Raw genomic sequence first — 21,566 nt, 5'->3', positions numbered from 1 at the left:
CCGGCCCCGAGCCGGCCCCGAGCCGGCCCCGAGCCGGCCCCGAGCCGGCCCCGAGCCGGCCCCGAGCCGGCCCCGGACCTGGTCGTTCGAGCTGGTCAGAGCCCACCCCGCGCCGTGATACGGTAGTGAACACAACGGCGCGGGGTGGAGCAGCTCGGTAGCTCGCTGGGCTCATAACCCAGAGGTCGCAGGTTCAAATCCTGTCCCCGCTACTGAAGTCGTGAGCTACGTGCGAACGACCACGAAGGCCCGGATTCCACAAGGAATCCGGGCCTTCGTGATGTGTGAACGCATGTGCCGAGGGGGTCGACGGCCGCGCCGTCAAGGGGAGTTGGGCGGTTCCGTGTTTGACTTGTCTCCCTGTGGGCATGTCGACAAAACGCTGAAGTGACCTCACTGGCTGCGGTATACCGGATGTACCCAGGTTGCAGGTGGTGCGACGATGGACGTTATGGGGGACATGGCAAATCTGTTCGGGACAGGGCGTTTTGCCCAGCCGTCAGGTCAGGAGGAGACCGCGGACGAGGCTCAGGAAGTCGCCGACGAGGCCGCCGAGGAAGTACGCCGGCGGATCGCCGCCGACGCCGGTGACGTCGAGGCGATGAGTGTCCTCGGCGCGATGCTGCTGCGCCGCGGCGACTTCGACGGCGCCGAGTCCCATCTGCGTGCCGCCACCGCAGCCGGTGACCGAGCCGCCGCCAACAACCTGGGCGTCCTGCTGCACCAGCGTGGATACGCCGACGAGGCCGCCGGGTGGTGGCGGGTCGCCGCCGTCGCCGGGTCCGCGGCGGCCGCGCACGCGCTGGGGCGGCACTTCCGCGAGCGCGGGGACGAGCCCGCCGCCGAGTACTGGCTGTGCCAGTCCGCCGAACAGGGCCATGTGCTGGGTGCCTACGCGCTCGCCGACCTCCTGGAACACCGCGGTGACGGCGCTGGTTCCCAGCGGTGGATGCGGGCCGCGGCCGAGCGCGGACACCGGGAGGCCGCCTACCGGCTGGCCCGGGCCCTGGACCGCGGCGCCGGGCCGGACCGGCGCGGCGCCGGGCCGGACCGGGAATCCGGCGACGCGCCGGCCGCCCCGGCGGCCGAGCAGTGGTACCGGCAGGCCGCCGCACGCGGCCACCGGCGAGCCGCCCTGCATCTCGGGACGATCCTGGAGAAGCGCGGCGAGCTCAAGGAGGCCGGCCGCTGGTATCTCACGTCCGCCAAGGACGGTGAGGCCCGCGCGGCCTGCGCGCTCGGCTTCCTGCTGCGCGACGCCGGAGACACGGAGAGCGCCGCCGTGTGGTGGCTGCGGGCCGCCCAGGACGGCGACGGCAACGCCGCCAACGCACTGGGCGCGCTGCACGCCGAGCGCGGTGAGACACAGACCGCCGAGCGCTGGTACCGCGCCGCGATGGACGCCGGTGACGACAACGGGGCGTACAACCTCGGCCTGCTCTGCGCCGAACAGGGACGCACCTCGCAGGCCGAACAGTGGTACCGGAGGGCCGCGTACGCCGGACACCGGGAGGCCTCCAACGCGCTGGCGATCCTGCTGCTGCGCGGCGGGGACGAGACCGGTGCCGAGCCGTGGTTCTCCAAGGCCGCCGAGGCGGGCAGCGTGGACGCCGCCTTCAACCTCGGCATCCTGCACGCCGGGCGGAACGAGGAGGGCGCGGCCCTGCGCTGGTACGAGCGGGCCGCCGCCGCCGGGCACACGGAGGCGGCCCTGCAGGTCGGGATGGCGCGCCTGCGCGGCGGGGACGAACGCGACGCCGAGCGGTTCCTGCGGTGCGCGGCGGGGGGCGGCAGCGCGGAGGCCGCCTACCGCCTGGCGACGGTGCTCGACGCCCGCCGGCCACCCGCGCCCGCCCACGAGCTGGGGGAACCGGCGCACGAGAAGTCCGAGTGCGAGGAGTGGTACGAGCGGGCGGCTTCCCAGGGGCACCGGCGCGCCCAGGTGCGGGTCGGGATGCTGGCCGCGGCGCGGGGCGACGTGGTGGAGGCGGCGCGGTGGTACCGGGAGGCGGCCGAGGCCGGGTCCCGCAACGGTGCGTTCAACCTGGGGCTGCTGCTGGCGCGGGAGGGGAGCGAGCCGGAGGCCGTCGTGTGGTGGCGCCGTGCGGCCGAGGCGGGGCACGGCAGGGCGGCGTTGCGGCTGGCGTTGGTCTGTGCGCGGCGGGGGGAGCTGGCCGAGGGGCAGCGGTGGGCCGACCAGGCCGTGTCGCTGGGTCCGCGGGAGGTGGCGGAGCGGGCGGCCCGGTTGCGGGACGCGCTGCGGCAGGAGCTGTCGGCGTGAGGCGCGAGGCGCGAGGTGCGGCGCGTGACCCGTACGCCCTGACGTGTGACGTGTGACGCGTGATGTACGACGCCGGGCTCGGGTGAGAGGGCCGGCGCCGGCGGGGCGTGGAGCGGGTGGGGGAGGCGCGACTGCCCGCAGCTCGGTGGCCTGCGGCCACGGGAAGGTCAGGCAATTTGCTTCTGGTCGCGGGGTTGACGTAATGTTCCATTCATCGCCGCGGGGTGGAGCAGCTCGGTAGCTCGCTGGGCTCATAACCCAGAGGTCGCAGGTTCAAATCCTGTCCCCGCTACTGAAGGCCGAGGGCCGGAATCCGAAAGGGTTCCGGCCCTCGGTGCGTTGGGGCGCGGCATGCGGCCGTCGCACGAGTGAGCCCCGGCATCCACGGATGCCGGGGCTCACTCGTGCGACGGCGGGGCTTACACGGCCGCGCAGTTCGGACAGGTGCCGCGGTACGTCACCTCGACGTCCGAGACGGTGAAGCCGAAGCGCTCCGAGTCGGGGAGGTCGGCCATCGGGTTGCCGATCGGGTGGACGTCGCGGATCGCGCCGCACTGGGCACAGACCAGGTGGTGGTGGGGCCGGTGCGCGTTCGGGTCGTACCGCTTGGCGCGCTTGTCCGTCGCGACCTCGAGCACCTCACCCAGCAGGACCAGTTCGCCCAGGGTGTTGTAGACGGTCGCCCGGGAGATCTCGGGCAGCTTGTCCACGGCTCGGGCGTGCACCTCGTCGGCCGTCATGTGGACGTGTTCGCCGTCGAGGACCTCGGCCACCACGCGTCGCTGCGCGGTCATGCGCCATCCGCGTCCACGCAGCCGTTCCAATAGGTCACTCATAGAGGCCAGCCTAACAGCAAGGGGAACCAGGTCCCGAACGTGTGTGACTTTGGAGTCTTACTTGACTTAGACAATGTCTATTGTAGGATCAGGCTCGGCATTAGCCAAGGGACAGATTTTGCAGGATTGGCGCAGGAGGCGTACGTGACTCAGGGACCGCTTACTACGGAGGCCGGTGCTCCGGTAGCCGACAACCAGAACAGCGAGACCGCGGGTGCCGGCGGCCCCGTGCTCGTCCAGGACCAGCTCCTTCTGGAGAAGCTGGCCCACTTCAACCGTGAGCGCATCCCGGAGCGCGTCGTGCACGCCCGTGGTGCCGGCGCCTACGGCACCTTCACGGTCACCGCCGATGTCACCCGGTACACGCGCGCCGCGTTCCTGTCCGAGGTCGGCAAGGAGACGGAGACCTTCCTCCGCTTCTCGACCGTGGCCGGCAACCTGGGCGCGGCGGACGCCGTCCGTGACCCGCGTGGCTTCGCGCTGAAGTTCTACACCGAAGAGGGCAACTACGACCTCGTCGGCAACAACACCCCGGTGTTCTTCATCAAGGACGCCATCAAGTTCCCCGACTTCATCCACACCCAGAAGCGCGACCCGTACACGGGCAGCCAGGAGGCGGACAACGTCTGGGACTTCTGGAGCCTGTCGCCGGAGTCGACGCACCAGGTGACCTGGCTGCACGGCGACCGCGGCATCCCCGCCTCGTACCGCCACATGGACGGCTTCGGTTCGCACACCTACCAGTGGAACAACGAGGCCGGCGAGGCCTTCTGGGTGAAGTACCACTTCAAGACGGACCAGGGCATCAAGAACCTGACCGCCGAGGAGGCCGCCAAGCTCGCCGGTGAGGACCCCGACTCCCACCAGCGCGACCTGCGGGAGGCCATCGAACGCGGCGAGTTCCCGTCCTGGACGGTCGGTGTGCAGGTCATGCCGGTGGCCGACGCGGCGACCTACCGCTTCAACCCGTTCGACCTGACCAAGGTGTGGCCGCACGCGGACTACCCGATCGTCTGGTTCGGCAAGCTGGAGCTGAACCGCAACCCGCAGAACGTCTTCGCCGAGGTCGAGCAGTCGATCTTCTCTCCGGCGCACTTCGTGCCCGGCATCGGCCCGTCCCCGGACAAGATGCTGCAGGGCCGCCTCTTCGCGTACGGCGACGCCCACCGCTACCGCGTCGGCATCAACGCCGACCACCTGCCGGTGAACCGCCCGCACGCCACCGAGGCGCGCACCCACTCCCGCGACGGCTTCCTGTACGACGGCCGCCACGGCGCCGCGAAGAACTACGAGCCGAACAGCTTCGGCGGCCCGTTCCAGACGGACCGGGCGCTGTGGCAGCCGGTGGCTCTCACCGGCGTCACCGGCAACACCGAGGCGCCGGTGCACGCCGAGGACAACGACTTCGTCCAGGCGGGCAACCTCTACCGCCTGATGTCGGAGGAGGAGAAGGAGCGCCTGGTCGCCAACCTGGCGGGCGGCATCTCCCAGGTCTCGCGCGAGGACATCGTCGAGCGCGCGATCAACAACTTCCGTCAGGCCGACGGTGACTTCGGCAAGCGGCTGGAGGCCGCGGTCCAGGCCCTGCGCGGCTGATTCCAGCACTGGACCGCTTGTCGGATCGGCGGGCCGGATCCCCGGGAACGGGGGTCCGGCCCGTTCGTCGTGGTCGCGCGGCCACCTTGGGCGGCCCGCCGCCGGTGTCACGTCGGGCGGTCGCCGCCGGTTCACGTCAGGCGGTCACCACCGGTGCCTCGTGCCGCGGTCGCGCCGGCGTCCAGCAGCGGATGATGTCGCGGACCGAGACGATGCCCGCGGGCTCGCCGCGGTCCAGGACGATGAGGTGGCGGAAGCCGCCGTGCACCATCGCCCGGGCGGCCTCCTCCACGGTCCAGGACGGGGTGGCGAACACGACGTCGGTGGTGGTGTGGGCGTGGGCGCGTTCGGTGTCCGGGTCCTGGCCCAGACCCACGGAGACCAGGACGTCGCGTTCCGTCAGAATGCCGATGCCGCCGGCGTCGGGGTCGTGCACCACGGCCGCGCCGACGCGGCGCGCGGACATCAGTGCGGCGGCCTGGCGGAGGGTGTGGGCGGGGCCGATGGTGAGGACGACCGTGCTCATGGCTTCGCGGACGAGCATGGGTGGAGCCACCTCCTGCCGGTGATCCATGAGTTGGTTCATGGATTCACACGTTCACAAGTGGGGGACCCTCCGAGAGTGGCAGGTAAAGCACGAGTCAACAAGAGGGCGCGAGGGACGCGGGGCGGGGCGTGGAGGGCGCGCCGGGGGGTGTTCAGTAGCGCTGGTTGAGGTAACCGAGCAGCTCGTCGTGGAGTCGGCCGTTGGACGCCGCCGCGTTGCCGCTGTGCGGGCCGGGACGGCCGTCGAGGCCGGTGAAGGTGCCGCCGGCCTCCGTGACGATGATCGCGTTCGCCGCCATGTCCCAGAGGGACAGCTCCGGCTCGGCGCAGAGGTCGACCGATCCCTCGGCGACCATCATGTACGGCCAGAAGTCGCCGTACGCGCGCGTGCGCCACACCTCGCGGGTCAGGTCCAGGAAGCCGTCCAGCCGGCCCTGTTCCTCCCAGCCGCTGAGCGAGGAGTACGCGAAGGAGGCGTCGGAGAGCGCGGAGACCTGGGAGACCTGGAGCCGGGAGGCCGAGGTCAGGCTGCGGCCGGTGAAGGCGCCGTGGTCTTTGACGGCCCACCAGCGGCGGCCGAGGGCCGGGGCCGAGACGAGACCGACGACGGGCTGGTAGCCGCCTTCCGAGGCTTCCGTGAGGGCGATGAGCGTGGCCCAGACGGGGACGCCGCGCACGTAGTTCTTGGTGCCGTCGATCGGGTCGACGATCCAGCGCCGGGGGCCGGTGCCGGCCGCGCCGAACTCCTCCCCGTGGACCGAGTCGCGGGGGCGGGCGCGGGCGAGGTGGCCGCGGATGAGTTCCTCGGCGGCCTTGTCCGCCTCGCTCACCGGGGTCATGTCCGGCTTTGTCTCGACCTTCAGGTCGAGGGCCTTGAAGCGGTCCATCGTCGCAGCGTCGGCGGCGTCAGCGAGGACGTGGGCGAGGCGGAGGTCGTCGAGGTAGTCCGGCATGCGTTCACGGTATCCGCCGGGGACGGGACGGGGCCACCAGGGTATTTCGCGGGGCGGGCGGTCGGTGGGGGCGGCGGTGGTGTCGGGGTGGTCCCACGGCCCGGGTCTGAGGTTCCCCCGTTGCTCGGGAGAGGGCGCGCCGGTGCCGGGCGGGGCGGGGGTGCGCCCCGGCCGTCCGGCTGGGCGCGACCCGGCGGGATGCCTTCCTCCGCTCGCGCGGGGCGGCGCGGGGCATGGCGGGCCGGGCCGGGCTGGGCTGCGCTGGGAGGGCGCCCCCCGCCGCCCGCCACCCCGCCGCCCCGGAGCCGCGCCCGTCCACCCCTGCCGCGGCTCGGCCGTCCGCCGGTGTACGCATGCGGTGCGAGGACCCTTGACAGTGCTCCCATACCGGTCAAATCTGGGCACCGAGTCGCTCGCCCCGAGGGAGGCGATGATGCCCGCAGCCCGGGAGTCCCTGCTCGATGCCGCCGGTGCGGCGCTGGCGCGCCGGTCCTGGTCCGCCGTGCGGATGGTGGACGTGGCGGCGGCCGCCGGGGTGTCCCGGCAGACGCTGTACAACGAGTTCGGGAGCAAGGACGGGCTTGCGAGGGCCCTCGTCCGCAGGGAGGCGGACCGGTATCTGGCCGGTGTCGAGAGCGCGCTGTCCGGCGGGCCGGGCGACCTGCGTGAACGGCTCGCCGCCACCGCCGAGTGGACCGCGTCCGCCGCGCGCGACAACGCCCTGGTACGGGCCCTGCTCACCGGCTGCTGGAGCGAGCGGCTGCCGGCCCCGCCCCTGGCGGCGGTGCCGTCCGTCTCCGCCGTGCCGGCCCAGCGCCGGGCCGACGGTCCGCTGCCCTCGCCCGGCGACTTCGTCGCCCTCGTCCGCGACCGTGCCGTCGCCGTCCTGAACGGCGTGGACCCGCCCCCGCCGCCGGGCACCGGAGAGTTGGCCCGCCGCTGCGAGCTGGCCGTACGGATCGCGCTGTCCTGCGTCGCGGCGCCGCTCGACGAGGGAGGGGTCGCGGACCTCGTACGCACCGCGCTGCCGCGTCCGTCGACGGCGTAGCGGGAGACGGGTCTGTGTGCCGAGCCGGACAGCGGGAGACGGGTCTGTGTGCCGAGCCGGACAGCGGGAGACGGGTCAGTGTGCCGAGCCGGACAGCTGGAGCCCGATCACGCCGATGATGACGAAGCTGATCGAGACGATCTTCAGGGTCGAGACCAGGTCGCCGAGGAAGACCATGCCGTAGATGGCGGTGCCGGCCGCGCCGATGCCGGTCCACACCGCGTACGCGGGTCCGACGTCCAGCTTCTTCAGGGCCAGGGTCAGCAGGCCGAAACTGCCCAGCGCGAACACGCAGAAGGCGATGGTGGGCCAGAGCCGGGTGAAGCCGTGCGACAGCTTCAGACAGACGGCGAAGCCGGTTTCGAGCACTCCGGCCACTATGACCAGCAGCCACGCCATGTCATGTCCTCCCGTGTCCCCACGTACCGTGACCGCTGTGTCCGGCGTTGCTCGGGCTTGGATCCGGCTTGGTGCGATTATGCACTTACCGGTCCCACGGCACGCCAAACAACGCGAAGGTCAGTCGCCTTCCTTCCGCTCCCGGGTCGAGAGCAGCCGGCGCAGGGAGTACAGCCGGGCGGGGTCGGCGTGTCCGTCGGCGACCCACGCGTCCAGCGCGCAGTCGGGCTCGTCGTGGCTGCACGCGCGGGGGCAGCCCTCCGTGCCGGGCACCAGGTCGGGGAAGGCGTTGATCACTCGGGACGGGTCGATGTGCGCCAGCCCGAACGACCGTACGCCCGGGGTGTCGACGACCCAGCCGCCCGCCGCGGAGGACAGCGGCAGGGCGAGGGCCGAGGTCGTGGTGTGCCGGCCGCGGCCCGTCACCGCGTTCACGTGGCCCGTCACGCGACGGCGGTCCTCGGGCACCAGCGTGTTGACGAGGGTCGTCTTGCCGACACCGGAGTGGCCGACGAAGGCCGTGATCCTGCCGTCCAGGTGCTCCCGGACGAGGTCGGCCGCGGCGCCGTTCTCCAGTCCCTCGCGGCTGGTGACGACGTACGGGATGTCCAACGCGCCGTACAGCTCCAGGAGTTCGTCGGGTGGCGCGAGGTCGGACTTGGTCATCACCAGCAGCGGGGTGAGGCCGCCGTCGAACGCCGCGACCAGGCAGCGGTCGATCAGGCGGGGGCGCGGCTCGGGGTCGGCGAGGGCGGTGACGATGGCGAGCTGGTCGGCGTTGGCGACGACGACGCGCTCGTACGGGTCGTCGTCGTCCGCGGTCCGGCGCAGGACGGAGGTGCGCTCCTCGATGCGGACGATGCGGGCGAGCGTGTCCTTCTTGCCGGACATGTCACCGACCAGTGCCACCCGGTCGCCGACGATCGCGGCCTTGCGGCCCAGTTCGCGGGCCTTCATCGCCATGACGACCCGGTCCCCGACGAGGCAGGTCAGCCTGCCCCGGTCCACGGTGAGTACCAGGCCCTCGGCGGCGTCCTCGTGTTTGGGCCGCGTGTGGGTGCGCGGCCGGTTGCCCTTGCGGTTGGGCCGGGAGCGGATGTCGTCCTCGTCGGTGTGCTTGCCGTAGCGGCGCATGGCGAACCGTCCCTACGCCCCGAGCATCCCGGTCCACAGGTTGGGGAAATCGGGCAGGGTCTTGGCCGTCGTCGCCACGTTCTCGATCTCCACGCCCTCGACTCCGAGGCCGATGACGGCGCCGGCCGTGGCCATGCGGTGGTCCTCGTAGGTGTGGAAGACCCCGCCGTGCAGCCGGCGGGGCCGGATGTGCAGGCCGTCGGCGGTCTCGGTGACGTCACCGCCGAGTTCGTTGATCTCCTTGGTGAGCGCGGCCAGGCGGTCCGTCTCGTGCAGACGCAGGTGCGCGACCCCCCGCAGGGTCGAGGGGGAGTCCGCGAGGGCGGCGACGGCCGCGATGCCCGGGGTCAGCTCGCCGACCTCGCCGAGGTCCACGTCGATGCCGTGCACGGCGCCCGACCCGGTGAAGACGAGCCCGTAGTCGGTCAGTTCGCAGCTGCCGCCCATCTCGGTGAAGATCTGGCGCAGCCGGTCACCGGGCTGGGTGGTGCGGGACGGCCAGTCGGGGATCACGACCCTGCCGCCGGTCACCAGCGCCGCCGCCAGGAACGGCTGCGCGTTGGAGAGGTCCGGCTCGATCGTCAGGTCCCGGCCGAGCAGCGCGCCCGGCGTGACCCGCCAGACGTTCGGCTCGCCGCCGGACTCCGGGGTGTCGACCTGGGCGCCGACCGCGCGCAGCATGTCGACGGTCATGCGGATGTGCGGCATGGACGGCAGCGCCGAGCCGGTGTGGCGGACCTCGACGCCCTGGTTGAAGCGCGGGCCGGACAGCAGCAGGGCGCTGACGAACTGAGAGGACGACGACGCGTCGATCTCGACCGCGCCGCCCTCCAGCGCCCCGCCGCCGTGCACGGTCATCGGGAGCGCTCCCCGCGCGTCGTCGTCGATGCGGGCGCCGAGGGCGCGCAACGCGTCGATCACGCCGTGCAGGGGACGCTCGTAGGCGCGCGGGTCGCCGTCGAAGCGGATCGCGCCGTCGGCGAGCGTGGCGACCGGCGGCAGGAAGCGCATGACCGTGCCGGCGTTGCCGACGTCGACCGTGGCCGGGCCGCGCAGGCCCGCCGGGATGACCCGCCAGAACTCGCCGGTCCCGTCCGGCCCGACGCCCTCCTCGATCTCGACGCCCATCGCGCGCAGGGCACCGGCCATCAGCAGGGTGTCCCGCGAACGCAGCGGACGGCGCAGCCAGCCGGGCTCGGAGGCCAGGGCGGCCAGCACCAGGGCGCGGTTGGTGACCGATTTGGACCCGGGCACGTGGACGGTCGCGTCGATGGCTCCGCTCGCGTGCGGGGCGGGCCAGAGGGCGGTGTGCGCGGGGTTCAGCGTCATGGGCCCCACTTTAATGGCTGACGACGACCGGAGATCTTGATCAAAAGCGGCGAAACCTGACCGAAAGCGCGTGAGGGTGGGGACGGTGCATATCCCCGCCGCCATGTGCCATGCATATATGCGGGACTTCCGGTAGTTGCGGGAGGCCGCCTCCCGCTACAGCTCCAGCAGCCAGCGCGCCCCGCCGATCAGCGAGCACAGCGACACCGCGTGGAACAGGAAGAACCACACCCCGGCCGGCGCGTGGGTCAGCCGGGCCAGCTGGTCCGCGTCCGAGTCGCCGGCGCCGCCCCGCGCCCGCTTGGCCTGCAGCTCGAAGGCCGGCCGCACCCCGCCGAACAGCAGGAACCACACCACCGCGTACGCGAACGCCGCCTGCACCTGCGGACCGGTGAGCCACGACACCAGGACGAACGTGGCGCCGGTGAGCACCACCGTCAGCACCCCGTAGGCGTTGCGCACCATCACCAGCAGGGCGACGAGCAGCGCCGTCGCCAGCCACAGCAGCAGGGTGATGCGCCCCGAGGCCAGCAGCGCGGCACCGCCGAGGCCGAGCAGCGGGGGAGCGGTGTAGCCGGCGACCGCGGTGAGGATCATGCCGAGCCCGTGCGGCTTGCCGCGGCTGACGGTCAGGCCGCTGGTGTCCGAGTGCAGGGTGATGCCAGTCAGCGTCCGCCCGGTCAGCAGCGCCACGAGCCCGTGGCCGCCCTCGTGGGCGATGGTGACCGCGTTGCGCGCTATCCGCCACAACCCGTGCGGCACGACGACGGCGAGCGCGGCCGCCAGAGTCGCGATCACCACCCACAGGTCGGGGTGGGGCTGGGTGCCGGAGACCTCGTCCCAGAGGGAGGCGAGCGAGGCCGATGCGAGGTGGTCCATGTGCGGTGAGGGCTCCTCGTGGTGCGGTTGAGCGGGTTGTGGTGCCGTGCGCCTCGTCGGCGGGTGGTGGCCGGGAGACGGGCGGGCCTGGCAGTGTGGCACGTATGTGCGGACGGTATGCGGCGAGTCGTCGACCCGAGGATCTCGCGGGAACCTTTGAGATCGAGAAGTGGGAACCCGGGGAAACCCTGGAGCCCGACTACAACGTGGCCCCGACCAAGGAGGTCTACGCCGTCCTCGACCGTCCCCTGAAGGACGCCGGGGACCCGAAGCCGGTTCGCCAGCTGCGGACGCTGAAGTGGGGTCTCGTCCCCTCCTGGTCCAAGACGCCCGAGGGCGCCGCCCGCATGATCAACGCGCGCGCGGAGACCGTCCACGAGAAGCCGTCCTACCGGCGGGCCTTCGCCACCCGGCGCTGCATCCTGCCCGCCGACGGCTACTACGAATGGGTCACCGGCGCACAGGAGCGCGACCTGGAGGTGGAGGGGCGCAGGAAGCGGCCCCGCAAGCAGCCGTACTTCGTGACCCCGGCCGACGGGTCCGTGTTCGCCATGGCGGGGCTGTACGAGTTCTGGCGGGACAGGACACTGCCGGACGACCACCCGCGGGCCTGGTGGGTGACGTGCTCGGTGATCACCACGGAGGCGGAGACCACGCCGCTCGCGGCCGCCCCGGACGACGGACCGCGCGCCCTGGCCGACATCCACCCGAGGATGCCGCTGATGCTGACGCCGGACCGGTGGGACGACTGGCTCGACCCGGCGCGCACGGACCCCGACGAGCTGTCCGCCCTGCTGGCGCCGCCGCCCGCCGGACTGATGCGGGCGTTCCCCGTCACCACGGCCGTCAGCAACGTCCGCAACAACGGCCCGGAGCTCCTGAAGGAGCTGGAGGGACCGGAAGAGGGCACACTCTTCTGACGTGACCAGCGAGAACACGCACACCGAGACCGTCGGCACGGACGCGGGCCCCGCCCGCCTCACCTGGCACCCGGCGAAGGAGCCCCGCCTCGTGCTGGGCCTGGGCCACGGTGCCGGCGGTGGCATCGAGGCCCGAGACCTGAGGGCACTGGCGGCCGTGCTGCCCGCGCACGGAGTGACCGTCGCCCTCGTCGAACAGCCCTGGCGGGTGGCCGGCAGGAAACTCGCGCCCGCGCCGAAGACCCTGGACGCCGGCTGGCGGGGCGTGTGGCCCGCGCTGGCCGCGCCGGGGCTGCCGGTGGTCTCGGGCGGCCGGAGCGCCGGGGCCCGCGTCGCCTGCCGTACCGCCGCCGCACTGGGCGCCCGCGCCGTCCTCGCCCTGAGCTTCCCGCTGCACCCGCCGGGCAGGCCGGAGAAGTCGCGCGCGGAGGAACTGCTCGGGGCCGGCGTGCCGACCCTCGTCGTACAGGGCGGCAACGACCCCTTCGGCGGACCGGAGGAGTTCCCCGAGGCCCCCGAGGGGACGTACGACCTGATCGAGGTGGCGTACGGCGACCACGGCTTCGCCGTGCCCAAGCGGGCGGAGACCACCCAGGAACGGGCCCTCGAAGTGATCACCGAGGGGGTCGCGGAGTGGGTCGGCTCACTCGGGTGACGGCCTGGGAATGACCGGCACGGGACCACTGTTGTCGCGGACATACGTTGCTGAGAATCAGCACCGACGCCGTACGAGAGGAAGTCCGCCGCATGGCTTCAGCCTTCTGCCCGAGTCGCAGCAGCCGCGCCGACCTGGACTGGACGGTGCTGCACGCGGCGAAGACCGCCCCCATTCGGGCGGCGGGCGGACCGGATCGTCGTCTATCCTCCGATTCGAGTGGGGCCGGTCTCGGCCTCGCGACGTCACTGGAGGAGGTGGGTCCGGTCACTGGGACCGACGCAGGGACCGAACACGGCCAGGCGGAGCAGCCCGAGGGCCGGGGCGCGGGCGCGGAGTCGACCGCGGAGCGCAGCGCGCGCTTCGAGCGGGACGCGCTGGAGTTCCTCGACCAGATGTACTCGGCCGCGCTGCGCATGACGCGTAATCCGGCCGACGCCGAGGACCTGGTGCAGGAGACCTACGCCAAGGCGTACGCGTCCTTCCACCAGTTCCGCGAGGGCACCAACCTCAAGGCGTGGCTGTACCGCATCCTCACCAACACCTTCATCAACTCGTACCGCAAGAAGCAGCGCGAACCTCAGCGCAGTGCGGCCGAGGAGATCGAGGACTGGCAGCTCGCGCGCGCCGAGTCGCACATGTCGACGGGTCTGCGCTCCGCGGAGTCGCAGGCGCTCGACCACCTGCCCGACTCGGACGTGAAGCAGGCGCTGCAGGCGATTCCCGAGGAGTTCCGCATCGCCGTGTACCTGGCGGACGTCGAGGGCTTCGCCTACAAGGAGATCGCCGACATCATGGGGACACCCATCGGTACGGTGATGTCCCGGTTGCACCGTGGGCGCCGTCAGCTGCGCGGCATGCTGGAGGACTACGCCCGCGACCGTGGTCTGGTCCCGGCCGGCGCCGGAGAGTCGAACGAAGCGAAAGGCTCGGGGTCATGAGCTGCGGAGAGCCGCACGAGACGGATTGCAGCGAAATCCTCGATCATCTCTACGAGTTCCTCGACCGGGAGATGCCGGACTCGGACTGCGTGAAGTTCGAGCACCACTTCGAGGAGTGTTCGCCCTGCCTGGAGAAGTACGGGCTGGAGCAGGCGGTGAAGAAGCTGGTCAAGCGGTGCTGCGGACAGGACGACGTGCCGGGTGACCTGCGGTCCAAGGTGATGGGACGGATCGACCTGATCCGCTCCGGGCAGTCCGTGCCCCAGCACGACGTCACCGCCGCGCCGCCGGCTCCGCATCCCCAGGAGTCCTGAGGCGGTTCCCCGGGCCGCACCCGCACGTGACGCGGCACGTCACCGGTCACGTCACTCGTACGTGCTAATCCTCGGGTTGTCCGCCCGCGTTCCCCCTGCCGCCGTCCTAGGCTCCGGAGCCTGACAGGCATGGCCGGGGGAGGGGCTCATGGACGCCGTACCGGCACGGGCACGGGCGTACGTCGCCGGTGTGGTCCTCGCCGCCCTGGCCTGTCTGCGCCCCCTGCCGGACGTGGACACGCCCTGGTGGGCGGTGTCGCTGCTCGCCGCGCTGTACGCGGGCTCGGAGCTGGTCGCCCGCTCCGCCCGCTCCTGTTTCGTCGGGACCTGTTACCCCGTCCTGCTCGCCGGGGCCTTCCTGCTGCCGCCGCCCGCCGCCGCGCTCGTGGCGCTGCCCGGGGCCCTGCTGTCCCCGGTGGCGCAGCGGCCCTTCGTGCTGCGACGCCTCTGGCGGGCCGCGCAGCTGATGCTCGCCGTGTGGGCCGCCGCGCGGGTGCACGGGGAGTGCGGCGGGTGGGACGCGGTCGTCGCGCCCGACTTCCCGTACGTGCTCGTACCGGCGGGGGCCGCGGTGCTGGCGTTCTGCCTGGTGCTGACCGTACTGGACGGCGGTATCGCGGTGCTGGCGGACCGGGTGCCCGCGGGGCGGGCCTGGCGCGGGCTGTTCTCCCGGTCGCTGGCGCCGATCGCCGTGCACGGGCTCGCCGGCCTCATGATGGCCGTCCTGTGGCGCAGCCCGTACGGGGCCGTCGCCGCGCTGCTCGTGCTGCTGCCGATGTGCGTGGCGTGGTGGGCGTTCGCCCAGTACCACCGGGAGCGGGCCGCCCACCAGGCGACGATCCGCGCCCTGGTGCAGGCCGTCGACATCAAGGACGGCTACACGCGCGGGCACAGCGAGCGCGTCGGCCAGGCCTCGATGATGATCGCCCGCGAGCTGGGCATGGACGACGAACGCGTCGAGACGCTCCGGTTCGCCGGCATCCTGCACGACGTGGGCAAACTCGGCGTGCCCACCCGGCTGCTGCGCAAGGACGGGCCGCTGACGCCCGAGGAGCGCCGGGTGATCGAGCTGCACCCCGAGTACGGGCACGAGATGGTGCGCGGCATCCGCTTCCTGGGAGAGGCCCGGGCCGCCGTCCTCCACCACCATGAACGGCTGGACGGCAGCGGCTACCCGTACGGCCTGACGGGCGACCGGATCCCCGAGTCGGCGCGGGTGGTGGCGGTCGCCGACGCCTTCGACGCGATGACGTCCACACGCTCCTACCGCCGGGCCCGTCCCGTCGCGGCGGCGGTCGAGGAACTCCAGCGGTGCGCGGGGGCCCAGTTCGACCCGCGGATGGTCGGGGCGCTGGTCCGGGCCCTGGGCCGGCACGGCTGGCGCCCGGCGGTGACGGCGGACGGCACGCCGGCCCTCCCCGCGGGCGTGGTGCCGGGCCGGGGCGAGGGGGCGCGGGACAGCGTCGGGAGAGGGGCACCGCGATGAGGAGGGCGGGGACGACGAGCGGGGGCGCCCGCCGGAGGGCGACGGCCCGGGGGCAGCCTGCTGCCGGTGCTGCCGGTGCTGCCGGTGCTGCCGGTGGTGACCCGCCCGCACCCGGCGGCGGGGGCGGATCATGACGGCGTCTCCGTACGGCGCCCTGTCCCCCTACCGGCCCCAGCCCGCGGCGGGGCACCTCCTGGTTCCCGCGTGCGCCGGGCTGCTCGCGCTGGCCGCTCTCGCGTCCGTGCTGTGGTCGGGGCCGGTGGAACGGCCCGTCGCGCTCGCCTTCGGCGCACTCGTCGCCCTCGGCGAGCTGACCCGGTGGACCGGGACCGGAGCCCGGGAGGCGGCGCCGCTCGGGGCCGCCGGGGCGATGGCGTACGCGCTGCTCGGGGACGTCGCCGGACGGCCCACGCAGCACGGGGTCGGCCAGACCGTCACCGTCGTGCTCGCCGCCTCGCTGCTCGGCAGCGTGCCCCACATCGCGCGCGGCGGCGGACCCGTGCTGGACCACCTGGCGCGGCGCGTGCTCACCGTCGCCTTCGCCGCCGTGTGCTTCCAGCCGCTGTCCAACCAGGGCGCCTTCCGCGACTGGAGCGGCCCCGCCCACGCGCTGCTGCTGATCGCGCTGCTGGCCCTGACCGCGCTGTGCGACGCCCTGCTCGCCGCGGTGCCCGCGCACGCGCGCACCGGGTGGCCCCTCGGGCCGCTGCTGCGCGAGGAGCTGCGCGGCATGGTCGGCATCACGTCCGCGGTGTGCGCGACCGGGGCGGTGATGGCCCTCGCGGTGGCCGTCGCGGGACTGTGGGCGCTCCCCGTCTTCTGCGTACCGCTGCTCCTCACCCAGCTGTCCTACCGGCGGTACGCGGCCGTGCGGGCCACCTACCGGCAGACCATCGCCTGCCTGGCCCGGGCCACCGAGATCGCCGGGTACACCCCGGTCGGGCACGCCCGTCGCGTCGCCGAACTCAGCCGCGCCGTCGGGCGGGACCTGGGATTGTCCGGGGCCGAGCTGACCGTGCTGGAGTACGCCGCCCTCATGCACGACATCGGCCAGCTGAGCCTGGTCGACCCGGTACCGGCCGGAGCCACCGCCTGCCTGCCCGCCGCGGATCAGCGGCGGATCGCGCTGCTCGGCGGGGCCGTCGTCCGCCGGACCGGGGTCGACGCGGCGGTCGCGGTGGTGGTGGAGCGACAGGCCGACCCCTGCCGGGAGCAGCCGGTCGCCGCGCGGATCGTGCGGGCCGTCAACGCCTACGAGGAGAAGACACGGGACGCCGGACCCGGCGGCGGCCTCACGGCACTGGAGGAGCTGCGCCTGGCCGTCGCGGACGACTACGCTCCCGACGTCGTGGAGGCCCTGGCCCGGGTGCTCTCCCGGCAGGGCGGGGCGGCGCGCGAGTGTCCCGGCTGAGGGCGGGACGGGAGACGGGTGGGCAGTCCGATCGTGCCCGCGACGGGAGACGGGCGGGCAGTCCTACCGCGCCCGCGACGGGAGGTGGATGGGCAGTCTTACCGCGCCCGCGACGAGAGGCGGATGGACAGCCTCACCGCGCCCGCGACGGGTAGCGGATGGGCAGTCTTACCGCGCCCGCGACGGGGTAACCCATGGGTAATGAGCGACCTCGTGGCCGCACGTGGTTGGATGCGAAGGAGAAGGTGTCCGGGGGCGCGGGAAGGCACAGCCAGCCCACTGAACGGAACTGGCAGGCGGGAATCGTGAGGATCTTCGGCAAGGGACGACACCGGCCCTCCGCCTCCTGGCGGCAGGCCACCGACCGGGCGTTCACCCTGATCGGCGACGGTCGGTACGAGGATGCGGGCGCGCTGCTGACGCGCGCCGCCGACCTGGAACCCTGGCTGTCCGAGTCCTGGTTCAACCTCGCCCTGCTGCACAAGTTCCGCCACGACTGGGAGCAGGCCAGGGCGGCCGGCCTGAGGGCCGTCGCGCTGCTCGACCGGGACGTCGGTGCGCCCGACTGGTGGAACGTCGGCATCGCCGCGACCGCCCTGCAGGACTGGCCGCTGGCCCGCCGGGCCTGGCAGGCCTACGGGCTGCGCACCCCCGGGCACGCGACGGACGCAGGCGAGCCGCTCGGCATGGAACTCGGCAGCGCGGCCGTACGGCTGTCCCCGGAAGGGGAGGCCGAGGTCGTCTGGGGGCGGCGGCTGGACCCCGCCCGCATGGAGGTGCTGTCCATTCCGCTGCCGTCCTCCGGCCGGCGCTGGGGCGAGGTGGTCCTGCACGACGGTGTGCCGCACGGGGAGCGGACCACCACCGCCGGGCACGCCTACCCCGTCTTCGACGAGATCGAGCTGTGGGCGCCGTCGCCCGTGCCCACCTGGGTGGTCCTCCTGGAGGCCGCCACCGAGTCCGACCGGGACGCCCTGGAGCAGCTCGCCGCCGACGCCGGTTTCGCCGCCGAGGACTGGTCGTCGTCGGTCCGGCTGCTGTGCCGGATGTGCTCGGAGTCGCGGATGCCGTCCGACGAGGGCGAGGGCGAGCACCTCGACCCGCACGACCACAGCGAACCGGGCCATCCGGGGCCCCTGGGCCACCGCACCGACGGGCAGCTGTGGGTACCGGAGCGGGAGTGCGGGGTGGCCGCGCCCGCCGCGCTGGTACGAGGGCTGCTGGACGGCTGGGTCGCGGACAGCCCGGACTCACGTGACTGGCGGGATCTGGAAGAGGTCTGCTGAGCCGTCCCCGTGCCGCCGACCGTCGCGGCCGGCCGCGCCCGGGCGGCGGAGCCGCGCACGGACACGGTCCCGCACCCCCGCGGAGCGCGATCCCCGTACCCTGTATCAGGCATCACCCCCGGTTTTATCCAGGAAGGCACACGTCGGTCATGGCGCAGCAGGACACCGATCAGCAGCACGCGGGCGTGCTCCCCGTCGACGACGAGGGATTCGTCGTCGACACCGAGGAGTGCGAGGAGCGCGAGACCGCCTGGCGGGAACGCGGCACCTCGCGTCCGATCACGGTGGTCGGCAATCCGGTGCTGCACAAGGAGTGCGAGGATGTCACCGACTTCGGCGAGGAGTTCCAGCAGCTGGTCGCGGACATGTTCGCCAGCCAGCGCACCGCCGAGGGCGTGGGCCTCGCCGCCAACCAGATCGGCGTCGCCCGGAAGGTCTTCGTCTACGACTGCCCCGACGACGAGGGCGTCCGCCACGTCGGCGTGGTCTGCAACCCGACACTCGTCGAACTGCCCGCCGAGCGGCGCCGGCTGGACGACAGCAACGAAGGCTGCCTGTCCGTCCCGACCGCCTACGCGCCGCTCGCCCGCCCCGACTACGCCGAGGTGACCGGGCAGGATGAGAAGGGCAACCCGGTCAGGGTGCGCGGCACCGGCTACTTCGCACGGTGTTTGCAGCACGAGACGGACCACCTCTACGGATACCTGTACATCGACCGGCTCTCCAAGCGAGAACGCAAGGACGCGCTGCGGCAGATGGCCGAGAACGAGCCGCGCTACCCCGTGGTCGCCAACGACTGACACCGCCTCACCGGCCACCCCTCTCCGTGCGCACGGCGCCTGTTCGGGTCTCCCCCGAGCAGGCGCCGTTCGTCTGCCGGAACCTGCCACACATCAGGAGAATCCCGGCGCCGGAGGGAGTGAATGGAGCAAATCCGTTCCCACAGGGGTCAGTTGTGGTGCTGAATGGGAAGTGCGGGGATACGCAACGGCGCACACCCCGCTCAGCGAGAGGGGTGCGCCCACCGGCGGCTGAGAGGGGTTTGTTCGTGCATGCTTTCCCACACGGCACCACAGCGACACCGACCGCGGTCGCAGTACCGCCATCACTTCGCCTTCCGGTGATCGAGGCGGCATTTCCCCGGCAACTGCACCCGTATTGGCCGAGACTCCAGGAGAAGACCCGTACCTGGCTGCTCGAAAAGCGGCTCATGCCGGCGGACAAGGTCGCGGAATATGCCGACGGCCTGTGCTACACGGACCTCATGGCGGGGTACTACCTGGGCGCCCCCGACGAGGTCCTGCAGGCGATCGCGGACTACAGCGCGTGGTTCTTCGTCTGGGACGACCGGCACGACCGGGACATCGTCCACGGCCGTCCCGGTGCCTGGCGGCGGCTGCGGGACCAACTGCACACGGCACTCGACTCGCCCGAGGACCACCTGCACCACGAGGACACACTGGTTGCCGGGTTCGCCGACAGCGTGCGACGGCTGTACGCCTTTCTGCCGCCGCCGGCGAGGTGGAACGCCCGGTTCGCCCGGCACTTCCACGCGGTGATCGAGGCGTACGACCGGGAATTCCACAACCGGACCCACTCCATCGTGCCCGGTGTCGAGGAGTACCTCGAACTGCGCCGGCTCACCTTCGCCCACTGGATCTGGACCGACCTGCTGGAGCCGGGCGCGGGCTGCGAACTGCCGGACGCCGTGAGGAAACACCCGGCATACCGCCGCGCGGCGCTGCTGAGCCAGGAATTCGCCGCCTGGTACAACGACCTCTGCTCGCTGCCCAAGGAAATAGCGGGCGACGAGGTGCACAATCTCGGTATCAGTCTCATCACCCATCACGGACTGACCCTGGAAGAATCCATCGGGGAAGTCCGCCGACGCGTCGAGGAATGCATCACCGAATTCCTCGACGTGGAACAGGCGGCGTTGCGGCTCGCCGACGAACTCGACGACGGCACCGTACGCGGAAAGGAGCTGTGCGGCGCCGTGCGCGCCAACGTCGGCAATATGCGGAACTGGTTCAGTTCCGTCTACTGGTTCCACCACGAGTCCGGCCGGTACATGGTGGACAGCTGGGACGACCGGTCCACGCCCCCGTACGTCAACAACGAAGCGGCAGGTGAGAAATGACCGTCGAGTCCTCCCCCGAGTCCCCGGCCCCGCCCGGACGGGGAGCGCCCCCGCCTCCCACGGCCCGGACCGACGAGGCGCCCCGGCTGGGCGAGCCGCCCGTGGCGGGCGGCGGCGTCCCGCTCCTCGGCCACGGCTGGCGGCTGGCCCGCGACCCGCTGGCCTTCATGGCCCAGCTGCGCGACCACGGCGACATCGTGCGCATCAAGCTCGGTCCGAAGACCGTCTACGCGGTCACCGCACCGGAACTCACGGGCGCGCTGGCCCTGAGCCCCGACTACCACATAGCCGGTCCGCTCTGGGAGTCGCTGGAGGGCCTGCTCGGCAAGGAGGGCGTGGCGACCGCCAACGGCCCGCTCCACCGCCGTCAGCGGCGCACCATCCAGCCGGCGTTCCGGCTCGACGCCATACCCGCCTACGGGCCGATCATGGAGGAGGAGGCGCACGCCCTCGCCGAGCGCTGGCAGCCGGGGCGGACCGTCGACGCCACCTCCGAGTCCTTCCGCGTCGCCGTGCGCGTCGCGGCCCGCTGCCTGCTGCGCGGCCAGTACATGGACGAGCGGGCCGAGCGGCTGTGCGTCGCGCTCGCCACCGTCTTCCGGGGGATGTACCGGCGGATGGTCGTCCCGCTGGGTCCCCTCTACCGGCTGCCGCTTCCGGCCAATCGCGCATTCAACGAAGCGCTGGCCGATTTGCACCTTCTCGTCGACGAGATCATCGCCGAGCGCCGCGCATCCGGTCAAAAGCCGGACGATTTGCTGACGGCATTGCTGGACGCGAAGGACGACAATGGCGATCCGATCGGGGAACAGGAGATCCATGACCAAGTGGTCGCGATACTCACTCCCGGCAGTGAAACGATCGCCTCCACGGTCATGTGGTTGCTCCAGGCACTTGCCGACCACCCGGAACATGCCGACCGCATACGCGACGAAGTCGAAGCGGTCACCGGCGGGCGGGCCGTGGCATTCGAGGACGTCCGCGAGCTCACGCACACGAACAATGTCATCATGGAGGCCATGCGTTTGCGTCCCGCCGTGTGGGTATTGACGCGGCGCGCGGTGGCCGAGACCGAACTCGGTGGCTATCGCATTCCGGCCGGGTCGGACATCATCTACAGTCCGTACGCAATCCAGCGCGACCCGAAGTCGTATGCCGACAACCTGGAGTTCGACCCGGACCGATGGCTTCCGGAGAGGGCCCCGGATGTGCCGAAATTCGCCATGAAGCCGTTCAGCGTCGGCAATCGGAAGTGCCCCAGCGACCACTTCTCGATGGCCCAGCTGACGCTGATCACGGCGGCCCTCGCCGCGAAGTACCGCTTCGAGCAGGTGGCGGGCTCCAACGACGCGGTCCGCGTCGGCATCACCCTCCGCCCGCACGACCTGCTGGTCAGACCGGTGGCACGGTGA

General features: G+C 72.3%; 20 protein-coding genes and 2 tRNA genes. 15 read left to right on the top strand and 7 right to left on the bottom strand.

Annotated elements, in window-relative coordinates:
* Window positions 1-138: 138 nt before the first annotated feature.
* The 3 genes from ACVV2G_RS04695 (at window position 139) to ACVV2G_RS04685 (ending at window position 2,573) form a co-directional block, all read left to right on the top strand.
* Window positions 139-212: transfer RNA gene (locus ACVV2G_RS04695), tRNA-Met, on the top strand.
* A 239-nt stretch (window positions 213-451) separates the two neighbouring features.
* On the top strand, window positions 452-2,281 hold the full coding sequence (locus tag ACVV2G_RS04690) for a tetratricopeptide repeat protein (RefSeq protein ID WP_453841288.1): 1,830 nt from the start codon (window positions 452-454) through the stop codon (window positions 2,279-2,281).
* A 218-nt stretch (window positions 2,282-2,499) separates the two neighbouring features.
* Window positions 2,500-2,573: transfer RNA gene (locus tag ACVV2G_RS04685), tRNA-Met, on the top strand.
* A gap of 127 nt (window positions 2,574-2,700) precedes the next feature.
* On the opposite strand, the gene ACVV2G_RS04680 is transcribed toward ACVV2G_RS04685, so the two are convergent.
* Window positions 2,701-3,117, bottom strand: a complete 417-nt coding sequence (locus ACVV2G_RS04680; RefSeq protein WP_453841287.1) for a Fur family transcriptional regulator — start codon at window positions 3,115-3,117, stop codon at window positions 2,701-2,703.
* A 144-nt stretch (window positions 3,118-3,261) separates the two neighbouring features.
* Between ACVV2G_RS04680 and ACVV2G_RS04675 the strand changes: the two genes are divergently transcribed.
* A complete protein-coding gene (locus ACVV2G_RS04675; RefSeq protein WP_453841286.1) occupies window positions 3,262-4,713 on the top strand; it encodes a catalase in 1,452 nt (483 codons plus the stop codon).
* Window positions 4,714-4,849: 136 nt separating this feature from the next.
* Here ACVV2G_RS04675 and ACVV2G_RS04670 read toward each other — a convergent pair whose 3' ends face one another.
* Window positions 4,850-5,257 (bottom strand): CBS domain-containing protein, encoded by a 408-nt coding sequence (locus ACVV2G_RS04670; protein ID WP_453841320.1) that lies wholly within the window; start codon window positions 5,255-5,257, stop codon window positions 4,850-4,852.
* Between the two features lie 154 nt (window positions 5,258-5,411).
* Window positions 5,412-6,212, bottom strand: a complete 801-nt coding sequence (hisN, locus tag ACVV2G_RS04665; protein ID WP_453841285.1) for a histidinol-phosphatase — start codon at window positions 6,210-6,212, stop codon at window positions 5,412-5,414.
* Between the two features lie 433 nt (window positions 6,213-6,645).
* Here hisN and ACVV2G_RS04660 point away from each other — a divergent pair, with 433 nt between their 5' ends.
* Window positions 6,646-7,260, top strand: a complete 615-nt coding sequence (locus tag ACVV2G_RS04660) for a TetR/AcrR family transcriptional regulator (protein ID WP_453841319.1) — start codon at window positions 6,646-6,648, stop codon at window positions 7,258-7,260.
* 75 nt (window positions 7,261-7,335) lie between these two features.
* Here the strand turns inward: ACVV2G_RS04660 and ACVV2G_RS04655 are convergent, their stop codons facing one another.
* The 4 genes from ACVV2G_RS04655 to ACVV2G_RS04640 all read right to left on the bottom strand — a co-directional run bounded on the left by ACVV2G_RS04655 (window position 7,336) and on the right by ACVV2G_RS04640 (window position 11,001).
* Window positions 7,336-7,659: a DMT family transporter gene (locus tag ACVV2G_RS04655; RefSeq protein ID WP_121749126.1), complete on the bottom strand. Its 324-nt coding sequence runs from the start codon at window positions 7,657-7,659 to the stop codon at window positions 7,336-7,338.
* A 120-nt stretch (window positions 7,660-7,779) separates the two neighbouring features.
* Window positions 7,780-8,793, bottom strand: coding sequence for a ribosome small subunit-dependent GTPase A (rsgA, locus tag ACVV2G_RS04650; RefSeq protein ID WP_453841284.1), 1,014 nt, complete (start codon window positions 8,791-8,793; stop codon window positions 7,780-7,782).
* A 12-nt stretch (window positions 8,794-8,805) separates the two neighbouring features.
* On the bottom strand, window positions 8,806-10,122 hold the full coding sequence (gene aroA, locus ACVV2G_RS04645) for a 3-phosphoshikimate 1-carboxyvinyltransferase (protein ID WP_453841283.1): 1,317 nt from the start codon (window positions 10,120-10,122) through the stop codon (window positions 8,806-8,808).
* A 156-nt stretch (window positions 10,123-10,278) separates the two neighbouring features.
* The gene (locus ACVV2G_RS04640; RefSeq protein WP_453841282.1) at window positions 10,279-11,001 is read right to left on the bottom strand and encodes a M50 family metallopeptidase; all 723 of its coding nucleotides are present in this window, start codon (window positions 10,999-11,001) and stop codon (window positions 10,279-10,281) included.
* 104 nt (window positions 11,002-11,105) lie between these two features.
* Between ACVV2G_RS04640 and ACVV2G_RS04635 the strand changes: the two genes are divergently transcribed.
* From ACVV2G_RS04635 to ACVV2G_RS04590, 10 genes are all read left to right on the top strand, one after another.
* The gene (locus tag ACVV2G_RS04635) at window positions 11,106-11,921 is read left to right on the top strand and encodes an SOS response-associated peptidase (protein WP_453841281.1); all 816 of its coding nucleotides are present in this window, start codon (window positions 11,106-11,108) and stop codon (window positions 11,919-11,921) included.
* Between the two features lies 1 nt (window position 11,922).
* Window positions 11,923-12,576 carry an alpha/beta hydrolase family protein gene (locus ACVV2G_RS04630; protein ID WP_453841280.1) on the top strand — a complete coding sequence of 218 codons (654 nt, stop codon included), beginning with the start codon at window positions 11,923-11,925 and terminating at the stop codon, window positions 12,574-12,576.
* A 257-nt stretch (window positions 12,577-12,833) separates the two neighbouring features.
* Window positions 12,834-13,517: an RNA polymerase sigma factor SigR gene (sigR, locus tag ACVV2G_RS04625; protein ID WP_121749131.1), complete on the top strand. Its 684-nt coding sequence runs from the start codon at window positions 12,834-12,836 to the stop codon at window positions 13,515-13,517.
* Complete coding sequence (gene rsrA, locus ACVV2G_RS04620) at window positions 13,514-13,831, top strand: mycothiol system anti-sigma-R factor (RefSeq protein WP_453841279.1); 318 nt, start codon at window positions 13,514-13,516, stop codon at window positions 13,829-13,831. Before sigR ends, rsrA begins: the two co-directional genes overlap by 4 nt.
* Window positions 13,832-13,979: 148 nt before the next feature.
* A complete protein-coding gene (locus ACVV2G_RS04615; protein WP_453841278.1) occupies window positions 13,980-15,317 on the top strand; it encodes an HD-GYP domain-containing protein in 1,338 nt (445 codons plus the stop codon).
* A gap of 130 nt (window positions 15,318-15,447) precedes the next feature.
* Entirely contained in the window at window positions 15,448-16,728 is a 1,281-nt protein-coding gene (locus ACVV2G_RS04610) for an HD-GYP domain-containing protein (protein ID WP_453841277.1), read from the top strand.
* A gap of 305 nt (window positions 16,729-17,033) precedes the next feature.
* Entirely contained in the window at window positions 17,034-18,014 is a 981-nt protein-coding gene (locus ACVV2G_RS04605; protein ID WP_453841276.1) for a tetratricopeptide repeat protein, read from the top strand.
* Between the two features lie 149 nt (window positions 18,015-18,163).
* Window positions 18,164-18,814 (top strand): peptide deformylase, encoded by a 651-nt coding sequence (def, locus tag ACVV2G_RS04600; RefSeq protein WP_453841275.1) that lies wholly within the window; start codon window positions 18,164-18,166, stop codon window positions 18,812-18,814.
* A 248-nt stretch (window positions 18,815-19,062) separates the two neighbouring features.
* Window positions 19,063-20,154 (top strand): epi-isozizaene synthase, encoded by a 1,092-nt coding sequence (gene cyc1, locus ACVV2G_RS04595; protein WP_453841274.1) that lies wholly within the window; start codon window positions 19,063-19,065, stop codon window positions 20,152-20,154.
* A complete protein-coding gene (locus ACVV2G_RS04590) occupies window positions 20,151-21,566 on the top strand; it encodes a bifunctional albaflavenone monooxygenase/terpene synthase (RefSeq protein ID WP_453841273.1) in 1,416 nt (471 codons plus the stop codon). The genes cyc1 and ACVV2G_RS04590 overlap by 4 nt, the downstream gene beginning before the upstream one ends.

Source organism: Streptomyces sp. JK94, from assembly GCF_053613315.1.
The sequence above is the reverse complement of the archived record's forward strand: the minus strand, read 5'-3'. Positions and strand labels throughout refer to the sequence as shown.

Excerpts from the sequence above, each read along its gene's own strand:
- ACVV2G_RS04690 (WP_453841288.1), top strand. The coding sequence starts at position 452 with ATGGGGGACATGGCAAATCTGTTCGGGACAGGGCGTTTTGCCCAGCCG.
- ACVV2G_RS04680 (WP_453841287.1), bottom strand. The coding sequence starts at position 3,117 with ATGAGTGACCTATTGGAACGGCTGCGTGGACGCGGATGGCGCATGACC.
- ACVV2G_RS04670 (WP_453841320.1), bottom strand. The coding sequence starts at position 5,257 with ATGCTCGTCCGCGAAGCCATGAGCACGGTCGTCCTCACCATCGGCCCC.
- hisN (WP_453841285.1), bottom strand. The coding sequence starts at position 6,212 with ATGCCGGACTACCTCGACGACCTCCGCCTCGCCCACGTCCTCGCTGAC.
- ACVV2G_RS04660 (WP_453841319.1), top strand. The coding sequence starts at position 6,646 with ATGCCCGCAGCCCGGGAGTCCCTGCTCGATGCCGCCGGTGCGGCGCTG.
- ACVV2G_RS04655 (WP_121749126.1), bottom strand. The coding sequence starts at position 7,659 with ATGGCGTGGCTGCTGGTCATAGTGGCCGGAGTGCTCGAAACCGGCTTC.
- rsgA (WP_453841284.1), bottom strand. The coding sequence starts at position 8,793 with ATGCGCCGCTACGGCAAGCACACCGACGAGGACGACATCCGCTCCCGG.
- aroA (WP_453841283.1), bottom strand. The coding sequence starts at position 10,122 with ATGACGCTGAACCCCGCGCACACCGCCCTCTGGCCCGCCCCGCACGCG.
- ACVV2G_RS04640 (WP_453841282.1), bottom strand. The coding sequence starts at position 11,001 with ATGGACCACCTCGCATCGGCCTCGCTCGCCTCCCTCTGGGACGAGGTC.
- ACVV2G_RS04635 (WP_453841281.1), top strand. The coding sequence starts at position 11,106 with ATGTGCGGACGGTATGCGGCGAGTCGTCGACCCGAGGATCTCGCGGGA.
- rsrA (WP_453841279.1), top strand. The coding sequence starts at position 13,514 with ATGAGCTGCGGAGAGCCGCACGAGACGGATTGCAGCGAAATCCTCGAT.
- ACVV2G_RS04615 (WP_453841278.1), top strand. The coding sequence starts at position 13,980 with ATGGACGCCGTACCGGCACGGGCACGGGCGTACGTCGCCGGTGTGGTC.
- ACVV2G_RS04610 (WP_453841277.1), top strand. The coding sequence starts at position 15,448 with ATGACGGCGTCTCCGTACGGCGCCCTGTCCCCCTACCGGCCCCAGCCC.
- def (WP_453841275.1), top strand. The coding sequence starts at position 18,164 with ATGGCGCAGCAGGACACCGATCAGCAGCACGCGGGCGTGCTCCCCGTC.
- ACVV2G_RS04590 (WP_453841273.1), top strand. The coding sequence starts at position 20,151 with ATGACCGTCGAGTCCTCCCCCGAGTCCCCGGCCCCGCCCGGACGGGGA.